An 18,866-nucleotide genomic window follows, 5' to 3' on the forward strand; every position below is an offset into this window, starting at 1 on the left:
ACCTTCCCATATCCCGGCCTGCGCCGCGGGCTGTGCTTGTTAAATCCGTTTAAGCAGTTCGCTTTTCTTGCTGTCGAATTCTTCCTTCGACAGGTAGCCTTTTTCCATTAGCCCGCCAAGGCGTTCGAGTGTTTGCAGGACGTCTTCGTTGGCGACCGGCCCCGGATTGGCGTATTGAGACGTCCCAGCGTCGTCTGCGCCTGACGTTGTATAGTCGTCGGTTGTCGGATTCTGTGCAGCACTGTCGACTGATTCGCTGACTGGTTGAGTGACAGGCGGCTGAGTCACGCCAGCTCGCGAGACGACCGGCAGAGTGGATAAGTTGACCGTTCCATATTGACTGGTAAACGTGATGGAGGCGCCGCCGCCCTGTTGCTGGCCGAACCCGCCGATTCGATGGTCCAGCGTGTCGTACACCCATGGTTCGCCGCCGGTCGTGACGGCCAGTCGATGAATTTCTGCGAAGTAAGCGTACTTCACACTGTTCTGTGAACCGACTGCGTTGGGTGAACCCAGTTCCTGCGGCCACCAGTTTGCCTCAGGGTCTGGAACGAATAGGCTGTTGTTTGACCCCATCTGACCTGACGCCTGCGACTGCGAAGTCACTCCGTTCTGGCTTTGTGACTGGAACGATCCGCTAAACGGCGCGAATTGATGGTTCGCCAGGTGGCAGGCAATGTCTTCGCAAAGCGAACTGACTCGCCACTTCAGCTGTTGGTTGAACAGATCACTGACCATTGTCATCCCACCGCGCATCCATTGGCCGGAGCCGCTGAAATCCGGGTGGTTGAACTGAGCCATCGAGCCGTTGCCGTTGTGGACGGCCACCAGCATATGAGTCACTCCGTCGGCAGACACGCCGTGCTTCTGAGCGAGATCCTGTACGAGCTGGCGTCCGGAATCAGAGAGTTGGGGCACGGAAGAAATCCAGGTTTGTGGTTAAGCGCGGCCGACAGGAACGGACGACGTGAACACTGCCATCCGGTCGGACATCCCATTGTCACCCGACCACGGTGCTACGTGAAGAGGCGGCAGGCACGTTTTCAGAAGTTCCCGGCCGACGGAAACTTCCCATCATCGGACCGAGCCCACCGGCGCGCGAACCTCGCCCGGTCTTGCTTCAAACAAATGCCGAACTCCCTGCTAATTCGCAGCGTTTCGCAGCATCCGCCATGGACTTGCCGATCTTTCCGAGGCGAAGGATTGGCGTCATCCAGAGCTACCGCTGAGACTTTGCCGCACATGTCCATCGGTGCGAAAGCCGCAAGCTCAGTGTCTGATCCAGGCATATCGGGGTTTGACGGGACCTTGCCACAGTTCGGATTCATCAAACGTGTGGGAACGCCGGGACGTTTTCCTTCCGAAGCAAATTCGGCAGCGGCAAGAGAAGGAGGTATTCGAGGGACAAAATGTGTGCTGATCTTTGAAGCGGTGTGGGCACTTCGAGTAAACTTCGCGGTCAGGTGTCGAGACGGCGGAGCGTCGTTCGGTTGATTCTGCCCATGCAAGGAGCTTTCACAGTGCCGGTCAAAATGCAGCTTACCCGAGTTATAATCTCGGAAATCAATGACCAGCAGGCCATTTACCTGAAGGAAGTGGACGGCGTTCGCACGTTTCCGATCCTGATTGGTGAATTCGAAGCCAACATCATCAACCGCCGACTGCTGGAAGAGCCACCTCATCGCCCGCTGACTCATGACCTGCTGCGTATGGTGATTCATGCTCTGGGCGGAGAGCCATTAGAAGTGGTTGTGTCTGAGATCAAGGACCACACCTATTTTGCAGTGCTGAAGCTACAACAGAACGATCAATTGATCGACATCGACTGCCGCCCGAGCGATGCCATTGCACTTTCGGCTCACTATGATCCGCCGCTGCCCATCTATGTGGCCGAAGAAGTTCTGGACGAAGTAAGCTGACGCACGTGTGCCCTCCCCTTGCTGGAAAGCAGGCCGCAATATGAGAACTCTTCTTTGGCACCCACTGCTGTTTGGGTGCCTGCTGTTGCCGGCGATTCCCGCGGCCGCTCAAACCACTGTCTGGGGGCTTCAACAGGGCGACCGCTTTAACGTTGAAACACTGGTGAAACAGCAGACGACGCTTGAGCTGGAAGGCCGCCCACCCACAACTGCCACATCAAAAGAACGCATCGAAATCCAGTACACTGTGTTTTCGGCGCTGCCCGACGAAACTGTCGTTCACGCTCGAGTAACGAATATCACCGACGTCGATGATTCGCAGACCGCAGAATCCGCTCGCGTGCTGGACCGACAGTCACGCCAATTGGGGCGAGTTCCAGTGACAATGTCTATCGATCCCGCCGGTGTCGTCCGCCACACTCAGGGTTTGGATGCGGTGATTCGACAAATGTCGGGCGTTAACAAGCGTTCGCAGAAGTTGCTACAGCAGGCCGTGTCGAAAGATGCTGTTGCGACCTGGGTTCACCAACCGTTCTGGCTGTCGCCACTGAAAATGCCTCTGGCTAAGGAACAGTCGTGGGAACGCACCAGCGTTTTTTCTTTGGGGTTACTGGGAAGTGTGCACACGGCTTTGACGTTTTCTGTTTCAGAAGCAGACGAAGAATCAGCAGACATCACGATTGCCGGCAATGCCCGACATGTACCGTCGGCGGCCGGCGCCAGTTCAGCGACCGTCCGACTGGCCTTTGAGGACGCCACAGCGGAAGTTCAGGAATTCGGTGGCTCAGGGCGCCTCATCCTTCAGCAACGATCCGGCAACGAAGACGAAGATTCGACGGACGAGGAATCACGGGACGAGGACGATTCCGAGATCGACAGTGCTCGCCCGCAGCGACCGGCAAGCCGTCGACCGTGGTTTGAGCAATTGCAGCTGGAATGGAAGGTGACCGGCACAGCAACGGTGAAGTCTGGCGACCGCCGTGTCCCGCTAAAGTTTGAGCACCATCAGACGCAGACGTCGCGGTTATTGCCAGGCTACGTCACTGGCGCGCCTCGCCGATTCACTCCGTTTCTTCCGTCACCGATGCCCCGTTAACTTCCGTGGCAGGCGATTCTGAGTTCCCACGGTTCTTCAACGTGGGGTGCAGTGGCCAGTCCTGAATGTACACTGGTTCCAATTCCGGAGCCGGCGGCGCTTCTTCGCCGAGTGTTCGCAGAGCGGTTGAAACGCAGTTGCCGATGATCCCGCCGACGCCGTAGGTTGAGTGAGCACGCTGCAATTCCGGGACGGCAATTTTTCCACCGACGAGGCCGATCGCCAGGGCCGATCCGCAGCGGACGGTGTCGTATTCCGGAAAAATTTCGCTGTCATCGAAGATGCGTTCAGAGAACTGCCCCACCAGTGCGTCATCCTTCGAATCTTTCGACAATTCGCCCAACGTCCACATCGCGATCGCTCGACCATCCGGATGCAGTGCACTTTGTTTGCTGAACTGTTCCGCACACAAACTTTTTAATTCGGTTCTGTCTGTGTATGCAGCGACATGCAACAGAAACGCCAGTTGTTCGTCCAGGGCGTGGAACCTGGGGTAGTTCTGACTGTCGTTCTTCATTTCCGTCCAGTGCGTTGCGGCGACGGCTGCGGCTGCTTCCCCCAGCGAATTTTGTGGCATCAGGTGCAGCAGCCAGGCCGCTGTGACAAGAACTTCACTGCGTTCATGTGTTAGCAGCGGCACACACGCGGGCTGGTACGCGTCATGCCGGAGATGGCCCAATAGCAGCAGCGACTGTTCAAGCTGCTGCCACGCTGCCTGAGCATTCTGAATGACTGCTCCGGCGTTGGCACAAATTTGCGAATGAAGTTCCGCGTTGTTCTCGGCTAGCATTTGCAGCGTTCGACGAGATTCGTTGCGTACTCCAATATGAACATCACTTAAGATTTCACTCAACAGATCGCACCGTTCCACAGTCGGCAACAAGCCAACCGTGCGAACCACGGCCGAACGTACATTGGGATCGCGATGAGTTTTCCCAACACTCAGGCGGCTCAACAATCGCTCCGGTTTTAGTCGGACCAGCGTGTTCCACGCCACGGCAGCCACAGTGTCTTCCCTGTCGTCGCATAGTTGTTCTGCGAGTGTCAACGCGTCTTCTGACGTTGCGGAATTCAGCAACAGAACGGCCAGAATACGATCAGAAATGCCAGCGTTCGAAAGTTCGCTGGCTAGTTTGAATGCATCGTCTGGTGCAAGTCGGCCGAGTGCTTCGGACGCAACTCGACGCGTGGAAAACCGTGTGCGGTCGCTTGCCGCCAGATTCAGCAAATCGGAAACAGCTTGCGTCGCGTTCAGCTCTGCAATACCGCGACAGGCCAGTTGCAGCAGGGTCTGGCTATATTTTTTCGGCGCCTGAATCCGCTGCTGCCACGTGTCCAGCAGTGCTTCGGACTTCCATTCGGCCAGGGTCGGTTCAAGAGCTGCACACAGTACTTCATCACCCGGTAGACAAAGCTCGGCCAGCAGTTCAGCATCGTTCTTATCGCCAACTTCCGCCAGCGCCATTGCGCAGGATCGTCGGACATTGCGGCTGGTAGATTTCTGCAGTCGGGTACGCAGAGCATCGGCAAACTGCTTCGGGTCGGCCAGCTTTTCTTGAGCCACCCGTTGCAAAGATCGAGCCGCCTGAACGCTGATTTCGTCGTCATAGTCGCCATTGACGACTCGCACAAACAGTTCAACGAAGTCCTTTTGAAGGAACTTGCTTGGTTCGGGAATATGAAATTCGGGCCGCAGAAGAAATCGCGTGGGCAGATCGTCAAAGCGAGGCACGTCGGGAAGTTTGAGTTCGCTTTCGAACGCGCGCGTCGTTTCATCAGCGTGTGCAAACACACCGAAACAGGCGACCAGAACAGCGATGATGGAAATTCCGCGTATCGACGACATCAGATCTCATTCAGTCCGGCTGACACAACTGCCATGTGCGAAACTGCAGCACGCACATCAGCAAAACACACGTGACGCCGGTCACCCACCATGTGAGCGGCACAAGGTTGTAAGATTCGAAGCCCGCAACCTGCATGGCATTTAAAGCACCCGCCATCGGATTGACGGCCAGCACTTTTTCCACAAAGGCGTGACTGAACGGAGCATCGCGATTAGCCCAAATGACCATCGTGCCTGCGAAAATTGATATCAAAATTCCGTAAGCGACTGCAGTCGCGGCCGCCGTCGTGCGAAAAAAGGTACTGACCGTGGCACTCACTAAAAGCGACAAGACGGCCGACATTCCCAGACTGATCATCACCTGGATCACCTGTTCTCGCAGCACAGGTTTAATAGCCATCATAATGCCATAGCCCGGCAACGACGCGCACAGGACCAGCACCAATGTGATCAGTACGCTTGTCAGCTTACCTCGAATAATTCGCCCAGGTTTCAATGGCGTTACTCGCAGAAGATTCCAGCCGCCGCTTTCCATTTCGCCGGCGATCATCCCGCCAGCAAGTCCCGGTGTGAACACCACGATCAGCGCGACCTGAGCGATGATGATGATGCCGCCAATGCGTTCCACGCCCCAGCCAACGGTGCCCATTGTGGTGCCCAGCGTCAGCAACAACGAAAGCACGGCACACCCGGCGATCAATCGCAGCAACCAGTGCAGACGGCCAAACTGCCGACTGCGGAATTCCTTGACCAGCACCGGATTCAGAAAGCCTGGGATGCCCGCTTTGCGCCGTTGCGGGTCCACCAAAAAGAACCGCCGCCTTACCGATTGCTGCTTCGCCGAAAGGTCGTCCGTGATGACGCCCTGAGACCGCGAACGGTCCAGCAGAGAATAGTTCAGTCGACTGACACAAACAAAACTGCCGACAATAATCATGGCCGCCGCTGTGGCCAGGTACCATGCCATCATGTCCTGCGCATCGGCAATGCCCACCGTGTTCAGCGGGCGGTCACCGATCAGTTGCAGCAATGCGGGCACGGGCGACAGTCGCCTCAGGAATCCAGCAAAGCTGCCCAGCAGCCCTTCTGATCCCTGCAGAAACTGCCACGGAATCAATGTGGCGATGACCAGAGCGAAGGTCGCTCCGTAAGCCCAGCGAAGAGCCGATTCTGCATTTCCGGCAAACGTGCCGACCAGCATGCCAACGACAATGAGTTGAGCACACACCACCAGAATCAACAGGTACAGCATCGCCACGTCGCTTTGCAGCGAGATTCCGCCCATCGCGAAACAGCAGGCCAGGGCAGGCAGAGTCACCAGCAATAGGATGACGGCGAAGCCCAGCAGCGCCAGCGCTTTGCCGAAGAAGATTTCGTATCGCTGCAACGGTGAATTTAACAGCAGTTCCATCGTCCGACGGCGAACTTCCGTCACAATTCCCGTCGCGGGAAATGCGGGCACGATCAGTACCACGGCCATTAGCATCGCCAGGGCCAGACTGCGGAATGCGGCTCGAGGTTGCGTGCCGCTAAGATCAGCGACTCCACTTTCCGGCCACTTCAACAGGACGGTCACAGCAAACGCGAATGCTACCGATGATAGAATCCAGAATGTTTGCCGAGTGCGCAGCAATGCCGGCAACTCGCGTTCAGCCACCACAAGCGTTCCGTTCATGAGGTGGCCTCCACGGTCGCCGATTCAGAGGCTGGCGGATCAACAGCACTGGCTGTGCTGACACTGCCTGTGTCGCGAGTAGCGGTGATGAAGGCTTCTTCAAGGTCGCCCGCGACTTCGCGAAATTGTGAGACTGCTGCTCCGGATGTCACGATGCTGTTCAGCAAACGGGATAGCACTTCGTCTGTGGCTGCCGTACGGACTCGAACAAGATCTTCTGTTTCTGACGTCGTGATTTCGGCTTCGTCCGACATCTGTTCGCGTACGATGGCTTCGACAGGAGCAAGCTGATCCCTGTTAAGGCACTGGATTTCAAATGTCCGCCGTTGGGTCAGCTGGCCGGTGACTTCTTTCAGCGTCCCGAACGCTTTTAGCTGGCCTGATGCGACAATGGCCACTTGATCGCAGATGCGTGAGAGTTCAGGCAGAATGTGGCTGGTCACGATCAGCGTCCGCCCTTCAGACGCCAGACGAATCAGAATTTCCCGCATTTCGATGCGGGCCTGAGGGTCCAGACCGTTGGCGGGTTCGTCCAGAATCAGGACCTCAGGTTGATGCAGCAGCGTGCGAGCGATCCCGATCCGCTGCTGCATCCCGTGGCTCAAACTTTCGACGTAGCGGTCCTGCATCCATGTGGCGTTGGTGACTTCCAGAACCTCTTCGACTCGCTTGCGTCGCGTTTTACGAGGGATCGCGTATGCGGCACCGAAGAAGTCCAGGTATTCCCGAACCCGCATGTTGTCGTACGAACCAAACTTGTCGGGCATGTAGCCCACCAGTTGTCGCACTTTGCGAGCGTCCGTCACGCAATCCGCGCCGGCGATCTTTGCGTGGCCTTCGGTGGGGCGAGTGAGGCCAACCAAAATGCGAATGGTCGTCGTCTTGCCAGCGCCATTCGGACCGATGAAGCCCAAAATGTCGCCTCGCTTTAAGGTCAAACTCAGGCTGTCTAACGCGACGAATTCGCCGTAGCGTTTGGTGAGATTTTCGATCTCGACAACGGTGTCACTCATTCGCTTCTGTCTTTTTGTTCGAAGTTGAGGCAGAGGTTCGGCGACCACGAACGGTCACGAGAACGCGTTCGATCTTCCAGTCGTCATCGCGCTCTGAACTTGTGAAGTCGCTACTGTCGGCACCGTCAATTTCGCTCACGCTGATTCGCAGCAAAAAGTTGCCGTCTTTGGGACCGGCGTTCAAAACGTCGCCGGGAATTGCAAAAGTGAAGTTGCCGACGGGGCTATCCAGAGTTTCCACGAGCTTAAAATCGTCGGGCGAACCAGACTGAAGTGTGATCGTTCGCGAACCCGCGAGGACTCGAAACTGCACTTCGGCGGATTCAAAATCGAACGGCTGACAGACGTCCGGCACTTCAAACTGCAACAGCGACGCGCCGCCGGTTTCTCTGGCTAACCATTTGGCTGAACGGTTCGTATATGCTGCGCTGACTGATCCATCGATGTCCTGAATCGCACGGTAAGGCATAAACGTTGTGGGAATCGTAATCAGCCCATCCGCAGGCGGGATTTGAAGCCGTAGCGGCAAGGCCACAAGGCAAAGTGAATCAGTCCGCGGCGCCATGTCGACAAGCTGTACGGTCGGCGGCAGTGCGTGAGTCCAGAACAATACCGACGGGATCTGCGGGAAGCGGGACAACCGGTCGATTTCGTGCAAAGCCGTTTGCATCAACCGACCGTGCATGATCTGCGATTCGGATAACAGCGTCTCCCGGCTGACTTCACCGGGCGCCAACACGTCAGTCGGACCCGCCGAATATTGACCCGTTGCCTGCGGCTGTAACGCCATTTTGTCCGGGCTAAGACTCGCGAGAATCAGATCTTCCGGCTGCAACTGTTCGGTGTTGGCTAACGTGATTTCTACCCCGTCGGCACCGAACTCCGCCAACGCCGACATGGGCTCAGGCAGACTTACAAACGACCGCTGCTGGTACGTTGTGGCACCTGCTGGTTGAGAAAAATTCGTCCATTTCGAATTGCCGGTGTCTGACCAGACGTACCGTTGCTGCATTCCTGCAGCCCCTTTTGATGTCGGGTACAGGAGGGTGTGGGTTGGCAAATCCACGGACGTCTGGCCGACGGAGGGCTGGTAGATCGTCGCCGCTCCATCCGCTGCAAAGGTCGACTGTCCGTCACCCAATACGGCAACTCGACTTTCAATGATTGTTGGCGGCGCGACGCTGCGTGACGCGATTCCCTTGATGATTCCTGGTCCGGCTGCCACGACGGACAACAGCGGGATGCCCAGCAGCAGCAACGCGGGGCGCTGCCGTTTAGAGGCCAGATAACCGAGTCCGCCGACCAGCAAGGTAAAGACTGACAGGACCAGAATCGCGAAACCTCGGCTTGGAATTTCGTAACCGATTCGTTTTTCTGAGGCGGCGGCCAGACTTTCGTTGGGCAAAATGGGCTCAGGTTGCGGGGTTAGGAACAGGGACTCCACAATCGGCGTTGCGATGGCGTCCAGGCCGTTGCCTGAGTCCGCATTAAGCATTGCTTCGGGAGACACCATGGAAACGAAAACGGACCCGCGGCCAAAGGGTGCTTCAACCAACGCTGGCCAGTCTCGCACGCTAAAGTGAACGCGACCTGTTTCAAATACGGCGCGAGTCAGCGACACGGGTTCTTCGAAGTTTCGCACGTGCGACAGGTCACTCATGCCAGGATGCATCACCGCCGCGTCATGTTTGAAGGGGACTTCCATCGGCGTAGTCTTGTCGACGATGGAAATCGGCAACGCCTCGCCCAAAATGGCGTTCACTGTCGCGCTGCCACATTGATCCAGCAAAAACAGAACTCGGCCGCCGCGCTGAATCCATGCTCGAACAGCATCGCACGCCTCAGGATACTGTGGCAGGTCGGGGGACGAGATCAGCAGTTGGTCGAGTGGTTCCAGTGCCTCTGCGTAGCCATGCAGTTTTTCCGGCCCGAATTGCAGCATCATCGTTTCCAGCTGTGCGGCCGCCCTCGCACGCATCTGCAGCTTCTCAATCGCCGTCGCGACTTCCGGACTTTCCGTGCGCGTTGAAATCAAACCGCAATAGCCGGTCAACAGCAGGTTGTGACTGGCTGGGTTGGATGAAAGAAAAGAGTCGGTGAAGTCTCCGCCGGTGCCATCCACGATCTCCTGAGAATCAGAATCGCCCAGCAGAGTCAGAAGATGAAATTCGAACGCGTCCGGGCTGTCGTCGTCAAGTCGGACAGGCCACGCGGTCTGGCGCACTGAACCAGCCGGGACAACCAGCGACCGGATAAACTGAGCTCCCGAGCTGCCATTGGGAGTCACAACCGTGGTGACGGTTTCATCATCTTCAGACGTGTTGTAGAAAGCTCCGGCAACAAGTCCCCAATGACCGGCGCGATAGCGCTGGACGCCGCCGGCCGCGATACGCCCGTTAACTTGAGCGTGAACGAGCGCCGCAGAATTCCACAACGAAACGAGAATTAGCACGGTGCCTACGGCAAAGCGGAATGTGAAAGATCCGGTAGGCACTGGCATAGTGTTGGAATTCGTCTGAGGAGGTTCCGTGGGGAAATCATTCCACTGTGAAATGTTGGCGGTCGCAACCCAAAGTGGCATTTGAATGAGAAATCGCTGATGCCGCCACCGACGGCTCTATCTGCACGGTACCAGCGAGCCAGCCGGTACAACTTGCCTTGAGGTCATGATCTGAGTAGTCTGCCGGACTGACGACTCAACCAGCGATTTCGCACCTGCCTCAGCGGCAATCACGATGCCCAACGATCCCGGCACGATTCAAACCATGATCGAACTCTATCCGTGGTTGCGGCTTGCGCCGCCAGTGGCCGCCATTACTCTGGCTGTGGCCTTCAAGGATGTCAACTTTGCGTTGCTGCTGGCCGTTCTATGCGGTTGCCTGCTGTTGGCCGACTTCAACCTGTCGGCAACCGTCGACGGATTGTGCGACCTGTTCGTGAATGTCGTGGCCGATGCAGACCATGCGTCTGTGATTCTGTTTACCATCTTGCTGGGCGCCATGATCGGGCTGATGAACGACAGCGGCGGAACTGATGCAGTCGTCAACCGAATTGCCGCGTACGCGAATACTCGTCGCAAAGGTCAGGTTCTGACCTGGCTGGCGGGCGTTGTCGTCTTCTTTGACGACTACGCCAACACGATGCTGATTGGCGGTTCTGTGCGACCGCTCACAGACCGCTTGAAGATTTCACGAGCGAAGCTGGCGTTTCTGATCGATGCCACGGCGGCTCCCATTGCGGGGCTGGCATTGTCGACATGGACGGCGTTTGAAATTGATCAGGTGCAATTGGGGATCACTGAAGCAGGCATGACAGCCGCAGCCGGAGAAGTCTTTCTGGCGACCATGCCGTATCGAATTTATCCCATTGTCGCCATCATTATCGTGGGGACGATCGCGTTTAGCGGGAGAGATTTCGGCCCGATGCTGAAGGCCGAGCGCCGCTGCCTGCAGGCGGATTCACACGAACAGAACAAAGGCGATAAGGTTAAAACGGGTTCAATGTGGACGGCCATTATTCCCGTTGGCGTGTTGATCGCCACTGTCGTCGGCCTGCTGTTTCGCTATTACTGGCTGGGGACCAGCGAATCTGGGACGGAACTATCCACAGGCGAAGGCAATGCCTGGTGGGCGGAAGTCGACGCCTATCGTCTGCTGCTGGTGACGGCGTTGTCGGCGTCGACAGCCGCCGTGATTTGCGGCATCTCAATCGGAAAAATGACTCTGGCAGAAGCTTCTGAAAGCTGGGCTAACGGCATCACTTCGATGATTCCGGCCATCATTGTGCTGGTGCTGGCGTGGGCTGTGAATTCGGTTTGCTCTGGTGACAACCTGAACACTGCGGCGTACATCATTTCGCTGATCGGGGAATCCGTTCGCGGCGAATTTCTGCCCGTGATCGCATTCATAACGGCCGGAGCAATGGCTGTCGCGATTGGCAGTTCGTTCACGACGATGGGGCTGCTGATCCCATTGTTCATTCCACTTTCAAACGCTGTTTTAGGCAATGGCCCCGATGGGCTGTGCGCCAATGATCCTGTTTTCCTCGCAACGATCGGCGCGATTCTGGCAGGAGCGATCTTTGGCGACCATTGCTCGCCCATTTCCGACACGACCGTGCTTTCGTCAGCGGCGGCGGGCTGCAATCACCTTGACCACGTCGGCACTCAACTGCCATATGCGATGCTGATCGCGGCATGCTCGCTGCTGTTTGGCTATCTGCCGATCGGATTCGGCCTGCCGTGGTGGGTGGCGTTGCCGCTAAGTACGGCGATGTGCATTGGAGCAATCCTCGTTTTCGGGACGGAACCAACTGAGGAAGCAGAAACGCTAGAATCGCGATTGGCTGCCAAATCTGAGTGATGCTCTTTCCGCCACGGGTGTTTGAGAATACCATGCCCCCGAATTCACATCAGTCTCCACCCTTTTCCCACCTCTCCCATGACCCAACAAAAACTTCAGGGCATCTTCACACCCAATCTCGTTCCGTATTCCGCTGACGGCAGTGTTAACGAAGACGAATTGCGCCGCTACGTCGAATGGTTGATCGAACGCGGTGTGCATGGCCTTTATCCCAACGGTTCGACTGGTGAATTCACTCGATTCACGCCTGAGGAACGCCGCCGCATCGTTGCGGTGATTGCCGACCAGGCTCGTGGGCGAGTTCCCATTCTGGCTGGAGCGGCCGAAGCCAACGTGAAGGAAACTCTGGCGGCCTGCGAATACTACGCGTCGCTGGGGATTCGAGCCGTCGCGATCGTCGCGCCGTTTTATTACAAGCTCAGCCCTGCCAGCGTGTATGCGTACTTCAAAGAGATCGGTGACAACACCCCGATTGACGTGACGCTGTACAATATTCCGATGTTCGCCAGCCCGATCGACGTACCCACGCTGCAACGCCTGTCGGAAGAATGCGAACGGATTGTGGCGATCAAAGATTCGTCCGGCGAAGTGCCGCACATGATTCGCATGATCCAGGCCGTGAAGCCCAATCGACCGGACTTTGCGTTTTTGACCGGCTGGGACGCGGCACTGATGCCCATGCTTCTGGTTGGCTGCGACGGCGGCACAAATGCCAGTTCCGGCGTTGTCCCGGAGCTCACACGCAAGCTGTACGATCTGACAACCAGCCATCAGATCGAAGGGGCTCGACAGATCCAGTACGACCTAGTCAAGCTGTTCGATACGATGATTTACTCGGCCGAATTCCCGGAAGGCTTTCGCGCTGCTGTGAATTTACGCGGTTTCAATATGGGACACGGGCGCCAGCCGCTTTCTACCGAACAGCGGACCGACATTACAGCACTCAGTAACGAATTGCAGTGCATGCTTGCCGCTCATGGCTTTACCGATCAGCCGATTGGGGGCTGTCCGATCGACGCCAATGCGGGCGGCGGTGAAGCAGAGGTTTCAGCCATCGTGCAACAGGTTGTGGCCGAACTCAACAGACGCGGCCTGATGTAAGGCGTGCGACGTTCAGTAACTGGTTGCGGCGATCACGATGCGCCATCGACTTGTTGTGCAGCCGGTGCGCTCGGATTGTCGGCGAACTCTTCATCTGCCGCAGCATGAGCCACTTCTTCCAGTTCGTGGGTATCGGCGGCTTTGGTGATGTCGGAGAATTTCACCTTCATCGACACCATGTAGTACAGTCCCAGCAGCGTCACCGGGATGTACATACTCATGTGGTAATACACCGAGGCCGCCATGACCTGCGATGGGTCAAACGGGATTCCCTGAGCCACCATGCTGATGCGAAAACAGTATTGGATGACTCCGAAGTAGCCCGGAGTCGATGGAATGGTGACTCCCATCGCCGTGACGCCCGTAATGATCATTCCCGCTGATATCGTCACAGGGACATGAAACGCCTTCAATGCGGTGTATGCGATCAAGCCATTCAGTGTCCATTGCACGAGCGAGCTGACCGCGATCAGAAAGATTGCCTTGCCGCTTTTTAGTGCGTGCAGTCCGTGAGCTCCCGCCTGCAGCATTTCGAGGATCTTCGATGAGATCGCCTTCGGCAGCACCCAGTTCATCATGGTTTCGGACAACTTCAGAAACCAGTCTGTCCAGATCAGATACGCCGCCACGCACAGCACGCCGATCACGCAAAAACCGGCAAAGATCAGAGCGTTGTCGCGATATTCCTGCGGCATGTTATCGGTGAACAGCAGGCCCAGGCTAAACAAAGCCAATATCGCCACGACGTCGAAAATGCGTTCCAGCACAACCGTCGACAACACGGTGCTTGCAGGAATGCCGTGTCGCGTTCGCACGACGAACACGCGGACAAATTCGCCCAGGTGAGCGGGCAGCAGGTTGTTAAAAGCAAAGCCGATCAGCAGCGGCTTAAATAGTTGCCTGGTGGTGAGCGGGCAAACCGGAGCCAGCAGCCATTTCCAGCGCATTGCCTTCAGCCAGTAGAAGCCGAACAGCAACAGCAGCATCAAAGGCAAAGTCAGGTAGTTAGCGCTCTGGAAGGCGACCCTTAGGCCCTCCATCGACGTCCCTGCCATGGACCTGGCGAACAAAAAGACAGATACGGCGATGCCAATAATCAGAGCGATTGCGCGTTTCATCTGTCCTGTTTCGTGACGCGGCCGGAACCGAGTGGTTGGGGAATACGCTTTACTCTATACCAACCCACGCGGGGCCGCTGAGAAACACCATCGGCAAGGTGCATTCTCACCAACGTGAACGTTTGCAACGCCTATCGATTGCCCTCAGTGGCGAATTCGACCAAACCCGGCGTTTCGTTGTGATCGCTACAGAATGATTCTATCATCAACCACTGATCCACATTTATAGTCGCCCCCGCCATCAATTCATGGCGGGATTGCCTAAACTGGAACGGTGTTTCACCTCCCCTTCCCTACGATAAAACCACCATGCGTACTCAGGTAAAACGAGAAGAACTGAAAGACGGCGAAGTTCTTTGCCAGTACTGTACCGGCAAATGCTGTCGCTATTTCGCATTGCCGATCGAAACGCCCACGACCTGGGAAGACTATGACCACATTCGGTGGTACATGATGCACGGTTCGGTCAGTATGTTTGTGGACGAAGGCAGTTGGTACATCATGGTCCACGCCGACTGCGAACATCTTCTCCCCAATAACTTCTGCGGCGCGTATGAAACTCGGCCGAGCATCTGCCGTAAGTACACCACGGACGACTGCGAATACGACAATGACGCAGCTCATGAAAAGCTGTTCGAAACGCCCGATCAAATCTGGGAGTACGCTCACGCCGTCCTGCCTGTCCGTCCACGCCGCACGGTGGACGACCCGGTCAGCCTGCCAGTTATTGCCGGGTAGCCGATGAGAATTGCCATCATCACGGCTGGCGGTGCAGGCATGTTTTGCGGCTCATGCATGCAGGACAACACGCTCGCTCGCACATTGCGACTGGCCGGTGAAGACGCCGTTCTGGTTCCGACTTACACGCCAATCACGGTCGACGAAGAAGACGTCAGCGTGGATCGCGTGTTTCTGGGCGGAGTCAACGTTTATCTGGATTCGGTCTTGCCAGGCTGGAGGCGACTCCCCGGGTGGATGACGTCGTGGCTGAACCGTCCGTCGATCATTCGCGGCCTGACAAAGTTCGGTGGCGGCACAGAAGCATCGAAACTCGGATCGCTGACCCTGGACATGCTCAAGGGCGACGCCGGGCCGCAGCGGCGTGAAATTCATGAATTCGTCAACTATCTGTGCGACGAACTGAAGCCAGATGTCATCATCTTCAGCAATGCGTTGCTGTCCGGAGTCCTCACCGAACTGCGGCCTCGGTTTAACGGCAGGATCCTATGCTTGCTGCAGGGCGACGACATCTTTCTGGAAGGACTGACGGCGAAGTGGAAGCCGCGAGTCATGAAACAGCTTCAGGCGAACTGCCAGCTGTTCGATGGCTTTCTGACTCACAGCCGCTTCTACCGCCATTTCATGGCGGGCTATCTGAACGTGCCGGTTGAAAAGTTCCGCCAGATACCGCTCAGTATCGATCCTGCCGACGTTGTGCCGCATCCGCCGCCGGAAACTGTCGATCGAGCAGCCTCAGTTGATCGCAAAATTCGCGTCGGCTTCTTTGCCAGAATCTGCCGTGAAAAAGGAGTGCAGAACTTTCTTACGGCGTCGAAGCACGTCCTGACCGAATTCCCCAATACCGAATTTGCGGTTGCAGGTTATCTTCCGGCAGAGTCGACACAGTGGTTCGAAGGATTGCTGGCAGAAGCATCGGCAGTCGCGCCAGGCCGTGTGCATTGGCTGGGAAGCCCGGCCGGACGCTCTGAGAAATTTCGTATCTACAGTAGCTTTGATTTGTTATGCGTGCCGACCGACTATCACGAACCGAAGGGCCTGTACGTGCTTGAAGCCGGACTCGCAGGAGTCCCTTCACTGCTACCGAATCACGGCGCGTTTCCGGAATTGGTAGAAGCGTTGGGCCACGGCACGTTGTACGACGCCACAACGGAATCGGGCCTCGTCGAAGGCTTGCAGCAGCACCTCGCGCGCACGCCGAACAATTCTGCCACACTGCCGCAGCGAGTTTACGCTGCGTTCGCCATGCAGGCCACGGCTGAGCAACTGGTTGAGACGATCCGCAGTCTTTAGGACTGCGTGAAGGTGATACAGCAAGCGAGTGGCTGCTAATGATCGACCAGGGCGATCAGTGTCTGGCCCGGTCTGAACACTGGTTCCAGGTCGGTCGAGACGACTGTTACCTGATCACCTTCCAGAACAAACATCACCAATGCCGCGTCGCCATAGCGGTCGCGAAACTCTTCGTATCCGAACTCGTCCGTCAGCGGTGTCGCCTTCATGATGGCGCCAGCTTCAAATCGCTGGTCCAGGTAGTGGTAGGTTGCTTCGTTGGAAAACAACACGCGGCCCTTCAATACCTCCGCAGACTTTTCGCGACGCTTGCTGCGTTCAGGCGGGGCGCTTAAGCGATACACATTGGAACGGCCAAACCGTTCTGTAAAGTGGCTGGCCGCCAGACTGTTGACTTCATCGTTCGGCGTCATCGACAGAAAACGCCCGATGCCGCTGATGTCCAGTTCTTCATGCATCGAATCTGACAGCATGTCGCCGTAAAAAGTCGACAGACCTTCCATGCGAGCCATGCTCAGATGTTGTGGATTGCGATCCACCAACCGCACGGTCACGCCCGCTTCCTGTAGCGCCACCGCGATGGCTCGCGACGCTGGATGAGCACTGCCGATGAGCACTCCCTGCGGGTCGGCGACGCTAAGTCCCAGTTTGCGAGCCGCCCAGGCAGCGGTCGATCCGTAGGTGATGACGGTGCCGATGATCACCAAAAAGGTAGCGGCCACCAGCTTGTCTTCGCCGGCCAGTTCCAGAGCAAACACGGACGCCACGGCCGCCGCCACGATTCCTCGAGGTGCCAGCCACGACAAGAACAGTCGCTCCTGAATTTTCAGGCCCGCACCAATGGTCGACACCATAACGCTTAACGGGCGAGACACCAAAATCACGAATGCCACAAACGCTGGCCCGCGCCAGCCAAGCTTTTCAAACTGACGCAGTTCCAGCCGTGCAGAGAGAAGAATGAACAGGCTGGAGATCAGCAGCACGCTTAGGTTTTCTTTGAATTCGATGATATGTCGCATCGACGCCACGTGCTGATTGGCCAGGATGACTCCCATGACCGTCACCGTGACAAGACCTGATTCGTGTTTGATCAAATTCGCACAAGTGAAGGCCGCGACGACAATCATCAGCGTGAACGAACTTTGCAGGTGGTCAGTAATCCAGTGCCTGCGCAACATCACTATCAGCAGTAGCGCCGCCGCAACGCCGATCGCGCTGCCGGCGAACATCGTTTTCAGAAAGCCAACCGTCGCTGTCCATGCGGCGCCGTCAAAATCGGCATTCTGAACCGGCCGATAAACAGAAAAAACCAGCACCGCCAGAACGGCACCGATGGGATCGACAACAATTCCTTCCCAGCGAGCGATCGGTCCAGCCTGACCAATGGGCCGAATGTGCTGCAACATCGGCCCCACAACGGTCGGGCCGGTCACCGTAAGAATCGCGCCGATCAGCAGCGCTAACGAAACGTTGAAATCCAGAATCCACCACGCCGCCAAAGTGCAGGTGACCCAGGTGATCAGCACGCCAACGGTCAAAAGCATGATCAACGGTCGCCCGATTTGCCGTAGATCTTTAATGCGTAAACTGAGGCTGCCTTCGAACAGCACAATCCCCACACACAGCGAAACCAGTGGCAACAGCAAGTCGCCCAGCAGTTGGCCCGGATTGACGAGATTGAAGACCGGACCGGCCAGAATTCCCGTCAGCAGCAATAGCAAGATGGATGGCACTTTAAGTCGAGACGCCACCCATTGGCTGCCGATCCCCAGCACGAAAATGCCGGAGAGGGCTACTAAAATCTTTTCGCTTTCGGTCACGTCATATCTTTCGCAGTACAAAAACGACGTCTTCGGATTCCGCGGTGATTTTATGCGGCGCATCAATGTCGTAGCTGAAGTCGTAGACGGCCGCTACTTCAAATGCTCCCACTTTTTTCAGCAACGATTTGAACTGAGCATGCTTATACGTGCGGTAGTCCATGTGATCGACGATTCGCTTGTGGCTGGTGGGCGTGTAGATATCAAGGGTGATGCCGAGGTGCTCCATTCGCTTTTTGCGGTCAAGGCCCTTGCACCACATGTACGATGTGATGGCCAGATTGCCTCGGCGAGCGGACCAGCTTTCTTCTTCCATGCGTTCACCCTTGGTTGGGTCAAGGTGAATGCCAAGCGCATAAAGTCCACCTTTGTTAAGCGCGGCGGCCATGCATTCCAGGTGCGATTGAGCCGCGTTTTCTGTTGGCAGGTGGCGGAACGTGTTGATCAGGTTGAAGGCGGCGTCGAACTTCTTTTTCACTTTGAAGTCCGCCATGTCTTCCACAACCGTGCTGCGTGGATAACCAAAGCGTTCCAGACGATCGTTACAGAAGTCGATGGCCTTCGAGTTTAAGTCGTTGCCACCGACTTCGTAGCCAGACTTCGCCATTTTAATCAGCAACCGGCCCGTGCCACAGGCGGGCTCAAACACACGTTTGACCTTACGACCGGCGTGCTTCGGGAAGCAGGCATCCAGAAAGTCGAACTCCGCCTTCCAGTCGGACCCGAATAACAGGTCGTAGTATTTTGGGTAGTCGTAGATGCTGCCCTGAATTGTCTCAGTCATTTCCTCGCCCGCAATGAGTCGCGACGTGCCGCCATTTTCGGAAGGTGCCAGTTTACGGCAGGAAGTCTAGCGGATCACCGGAACTCGGTCATGCGGTGCGGC

Annotated in this window: 14 protein-coding genes; 6 read left to right on the forward strand and 8 right to left on the reverse strand. The window is 56.6% G+C overall.

What is annotated here, in order from left to right; all coding sequences use genetic code 11:
* Window positions 1-39: 39 nt before the first annotated feature.
* Window positions 40-918: an SHOCT domain-containing protein gene (locus Fuma_RS04700; protein ID WP_077023122.1), complete on the reverse strand. Its 879-nt coding sequence runs from the start codon at window positions 916-918 to the stop codon at window positions 40-42.
* A 614-nt stretch (window positions 919-1,532) separates the two neighbouring features.
* On the opposite strand from Fuma_RS04700, the gene Fuma_RS04710 reads away from it, so the two are divergent.
* The gene (locus Fuma_RS04710; RefSeq protein ID WP_229360843.1) at window positions 1,533-1,919 is read left to right on the forward strand and encodes a bifunctional nuclease family protein; all 387 of its coding nucleotides are present in this window, start codon (window positions 1,533-1,535) and stop codon (window positions 1,917-1,919) included.
* 40 nt (window positions 1,920-1,959) lie between these two features.
* Window positions 1,960-3,015 carry a DUF6263 family protein gene (locus Fuma_RS04715; RefSeq protein ID WP_077023124.1) on the forward strand — a complete coding sequence of 352 codons (1,056 nt, stop codon included), beginning with the start codon at window positions 1,960-1,962 and terminating at the stop codon, window positions 3,013-3,015.
* Here the strand turns inward: Fuma_RS04715 and Fuma_RS04720 are convergent.
* Genes Fuma_RS04720 through Fuma_RS04735 form a run of 4 tightly spaced genes read right to left on the reverse strand, consistent with a single transcriptional unit; the run spans window position 2,981 to window position 10,049 of the window.
* Complete coding sequence (locus Fuma_RS04720) at window positions 2,981-4,861, reverse strand: HEAT repeat domain-containing protein (RefSeq protein ID WP_077023125.1); 1,881 nt, start codon at window positions 4,859-4,861, stop codon at window positions 2,981-2,983. The two genes, Fuma_RS04715 and Fuma_RS04720, sit on opposite strands and share 35 nt — an antisense overlap.
* Window positions 4,862-4,871: 10 nt before the next feature.
* A complete protein-coding gene (locus Fuma_RS04725; RefSeq protein ID WP_077023126.1) occupies window positions 4,872-6,536 on the reverse strand; it encodes an ABC transporter permease subunit in 1,665 nt (554 codons plus the stop codon).
* Window positions 6,533-7,549, reverse strand: coding sequence for an ABC transporter ATP-binding protein (locus Fuma_RS04730; protein ID WP_077023127.1), 1,017 nt, complete (start codon window positions 7,547-7,549; stop codon window positions 6,533-6,535). The genes Fuma_RS04725 and Fuma_RS04730 overlap by 4 nt, the downstream gene beginning before the upstream one ends.
* A complete protein-coding gene (locus tag Fuma_RS04735) occupies window positions 7,542-10,049 on the reverse strand; it encodes a hypothetical protein (protein ID WP_145943990.1) in 2,508 nt (835 codons plus the stop codon). The genes Fuma_RS04730 and Fuma_RS04735 overlap by 8 nt, the downstream gene beginning before the upstream one ends.
* A gap of 235 nt (window positions 10,050-10,284) precedes the next feature.
* Between Fuma_RS04735 and Fuma_RS04740 the strand changes: the two genes are divergently transcribed.
* On the forward strand, window positions 10,285-11,910 hold the full coding sequence (locus tag Fuma_RS04740) for a Na+/H+ antiporter NhaC family protein (RefSeq protein WP_077023129.1): 1,626 nt from the start codon (window positions 10,285-10,287) through the stop codon (window positions 11,908-11,910).
* 78 nt (window positions 11,911-11,988) lie between these two features.
* Complete coding sequence (locus Fuma_RS04745) at window positions 11,989-13,011, forward strand: dihydrodipicolinate synthase family protein (RefSeq protein ID WP_077023130.1); 1,023 nt, start codon at window positions 11,989-11,991, stop codon at window positions 13,009-13,011.
* A 32-nt stretch (window positions 13,012-13,043) separates the two neighbouring features.
* On the opposite strand, the gene Fuma_RS04750 is transcribed toward Fuma_RS04745, so the two are convergent.
* Window positions 13,044-14,129: a lysylphosphatidylglycerol synthase transmembrane domain-containing protein gene (locus Fuma_RS04750; RefSeq protein ID WP_077023131.1), complete on the reverse strand. Its 1,086-nt coding sequence runs from the start codon at window positions 14,127-14,129 to the stop codon at window positions 13,044-13,046.
* A 309-nt stretch (window positions 14,130-14,438) separates the two neighbouring features.
* Between Fuma_RS04750 and Fuma_RS04755 the strand changes: the two genes are divergently transcribed.
* A complete protein-coding gene (locus tag Fuma_RS04755) occupies window positions 14,439-14,867 on the forward strand; it encodes a YkgJ family cysteine cluster protein (RefSeq protein ID WP_077023132.1) in 429 nt (142 codons plus the stop codon).
* Between the two features lie 3 nt (window positions 14,868-14,870).
* Window positions 14,871-16,160 carry a glycosyltransferase family 4 protein gene (locus Fuma_RS04760; RefSeq protein ID WP_077023133.1) on the forward strand — a complete coding sequence of 430 codons (1,290 nt, stop codon included), beginning with the start codon at window positions 14,871-14,873 and terminating at the stop codon, window positions 16,158-16,160.
* Between the two features lie 35 nt (window positions 16,161-16,195).
* Here the strand turns inward: Fuma_RS04760 and Fuma_RS04765 are convergent, their stop codons facing one another.
* Entirely contained in the window at window positions 16,196-17,980 is a 1,785-nt protein-coding gene (locus tag Fuma_RS04765; protein WP_077023134.1) for a cation:proton antiporter, read from the reverse strand.
* 1 nt (window position 17,981) lies between these two features.
* Entirely contained in the window at window positions 17,982-18,764 is a 783-nt protein-coding gene (locus Fuma_RS04770; protein ID WP_077023135.1) for a class I SAM-dependent methyltransferase, read from the reverse strand.
* Window positions 18,765-18,866 lie beyond the last annotated feature (102 nt).

This window comes from Fuerstiella marisgermanici, assembly GCF_001983935.1.
Taxonomy (GTDB): Bacteria; Planctomycetota; Planctomycetia; order Planctomycetales; family Planctomycetaceae; genus Fuerstiella; species Fuerstiella marisgermanici.

Excerpts from the sequence above, each read along its gene's own strand:
- Fuma_RS04710 (WP_229360843.1), top strand. The coding sequence starts at position 1,533 with ATGCAGCTTACCCGAGTTATAATCTCGGAAATCAATGACCAGCAGGCC.
- Fuma_RS04715 (WP_077023124.1), top strand. The coding sequence starts at position 1,960 with ATGAGAACTCTTCTTTGGCACCCACTGCTGTTTGGGTGCCTGCTGTTG.
- Fuma_RS04720 (WP_077023125.1), bottom strand. The coding sequence starts at position 4,861 with ATGTCGTCGATACGCGGAATTTCCATCATCGCTGTTCTGGTCGCCTGT.
- Fuma_RS04725 (WP_077023126.1), bottom strand. The coding sequence starts at position 6,536 with ATGAACGGAACGCTTGTGGTGGCTGAACGCGAGTTGCCGGCATTGCTG.
- Fuma_RS04730 (WP_077023127.1), bottom strand. The coding sequence starts at position 7,549 with ATGAGTGACACCGTTGTCGAGATCGAAAATCTCACCAAACGCTACGGC.
- Fuma_RS04735 (WP_145943990.1), bottom strand. The coding sequence starts at position 10,049 with ATGCCAGTGCCTACCGGATCTTTCACATTCCGCTTTGCCGTAGGCACC.
- Fuma_RS04740 (WP_077023129.1), top strand. The coding sequence starts at position 10,285 with ATGCCCAACGATCCCGGCACGATTCAAACCATGATCGAACTCTATCCG.
- Fuma_RS04745 (WP_077023130.1), top strand. The coding sequence starts at position 11,989 with ATGACCCAACAAAAACTTCAGGGCATCTTCACACCCAATCTCGTTCCG.
- Fuma_RS04750 (WP_077023131.1), bottom strand. The coding sequence starts at position 14,129 with ATGAAACGCGCAATCGCTCTGATTATTGGCATCGCCGTATCTGTCTTT.
- Fuma_RS04755 (WP_077023132.1), top strand. The coding sequence starts at position 14,439 with ATGCGTACTCAGGTAAAACGAGAAGAACTGAAAGACGGCGAAGTTCTT.
- Fuma_RS04760 (WP_077023133.1), top strand. The coding sequence starts at position 14,871 with ATGAGAATTGCCATCATCACGGCTGGCGGTGCAGGCATGTTTTGCGGC.
- Fuma_RS04770 (WP_077023135.1), bottom strand. The coding sequence starts at position 18,764 with ATGACTGAGACAATTCAGGGCAGCATCTACGACTACCCAAAATACTAC.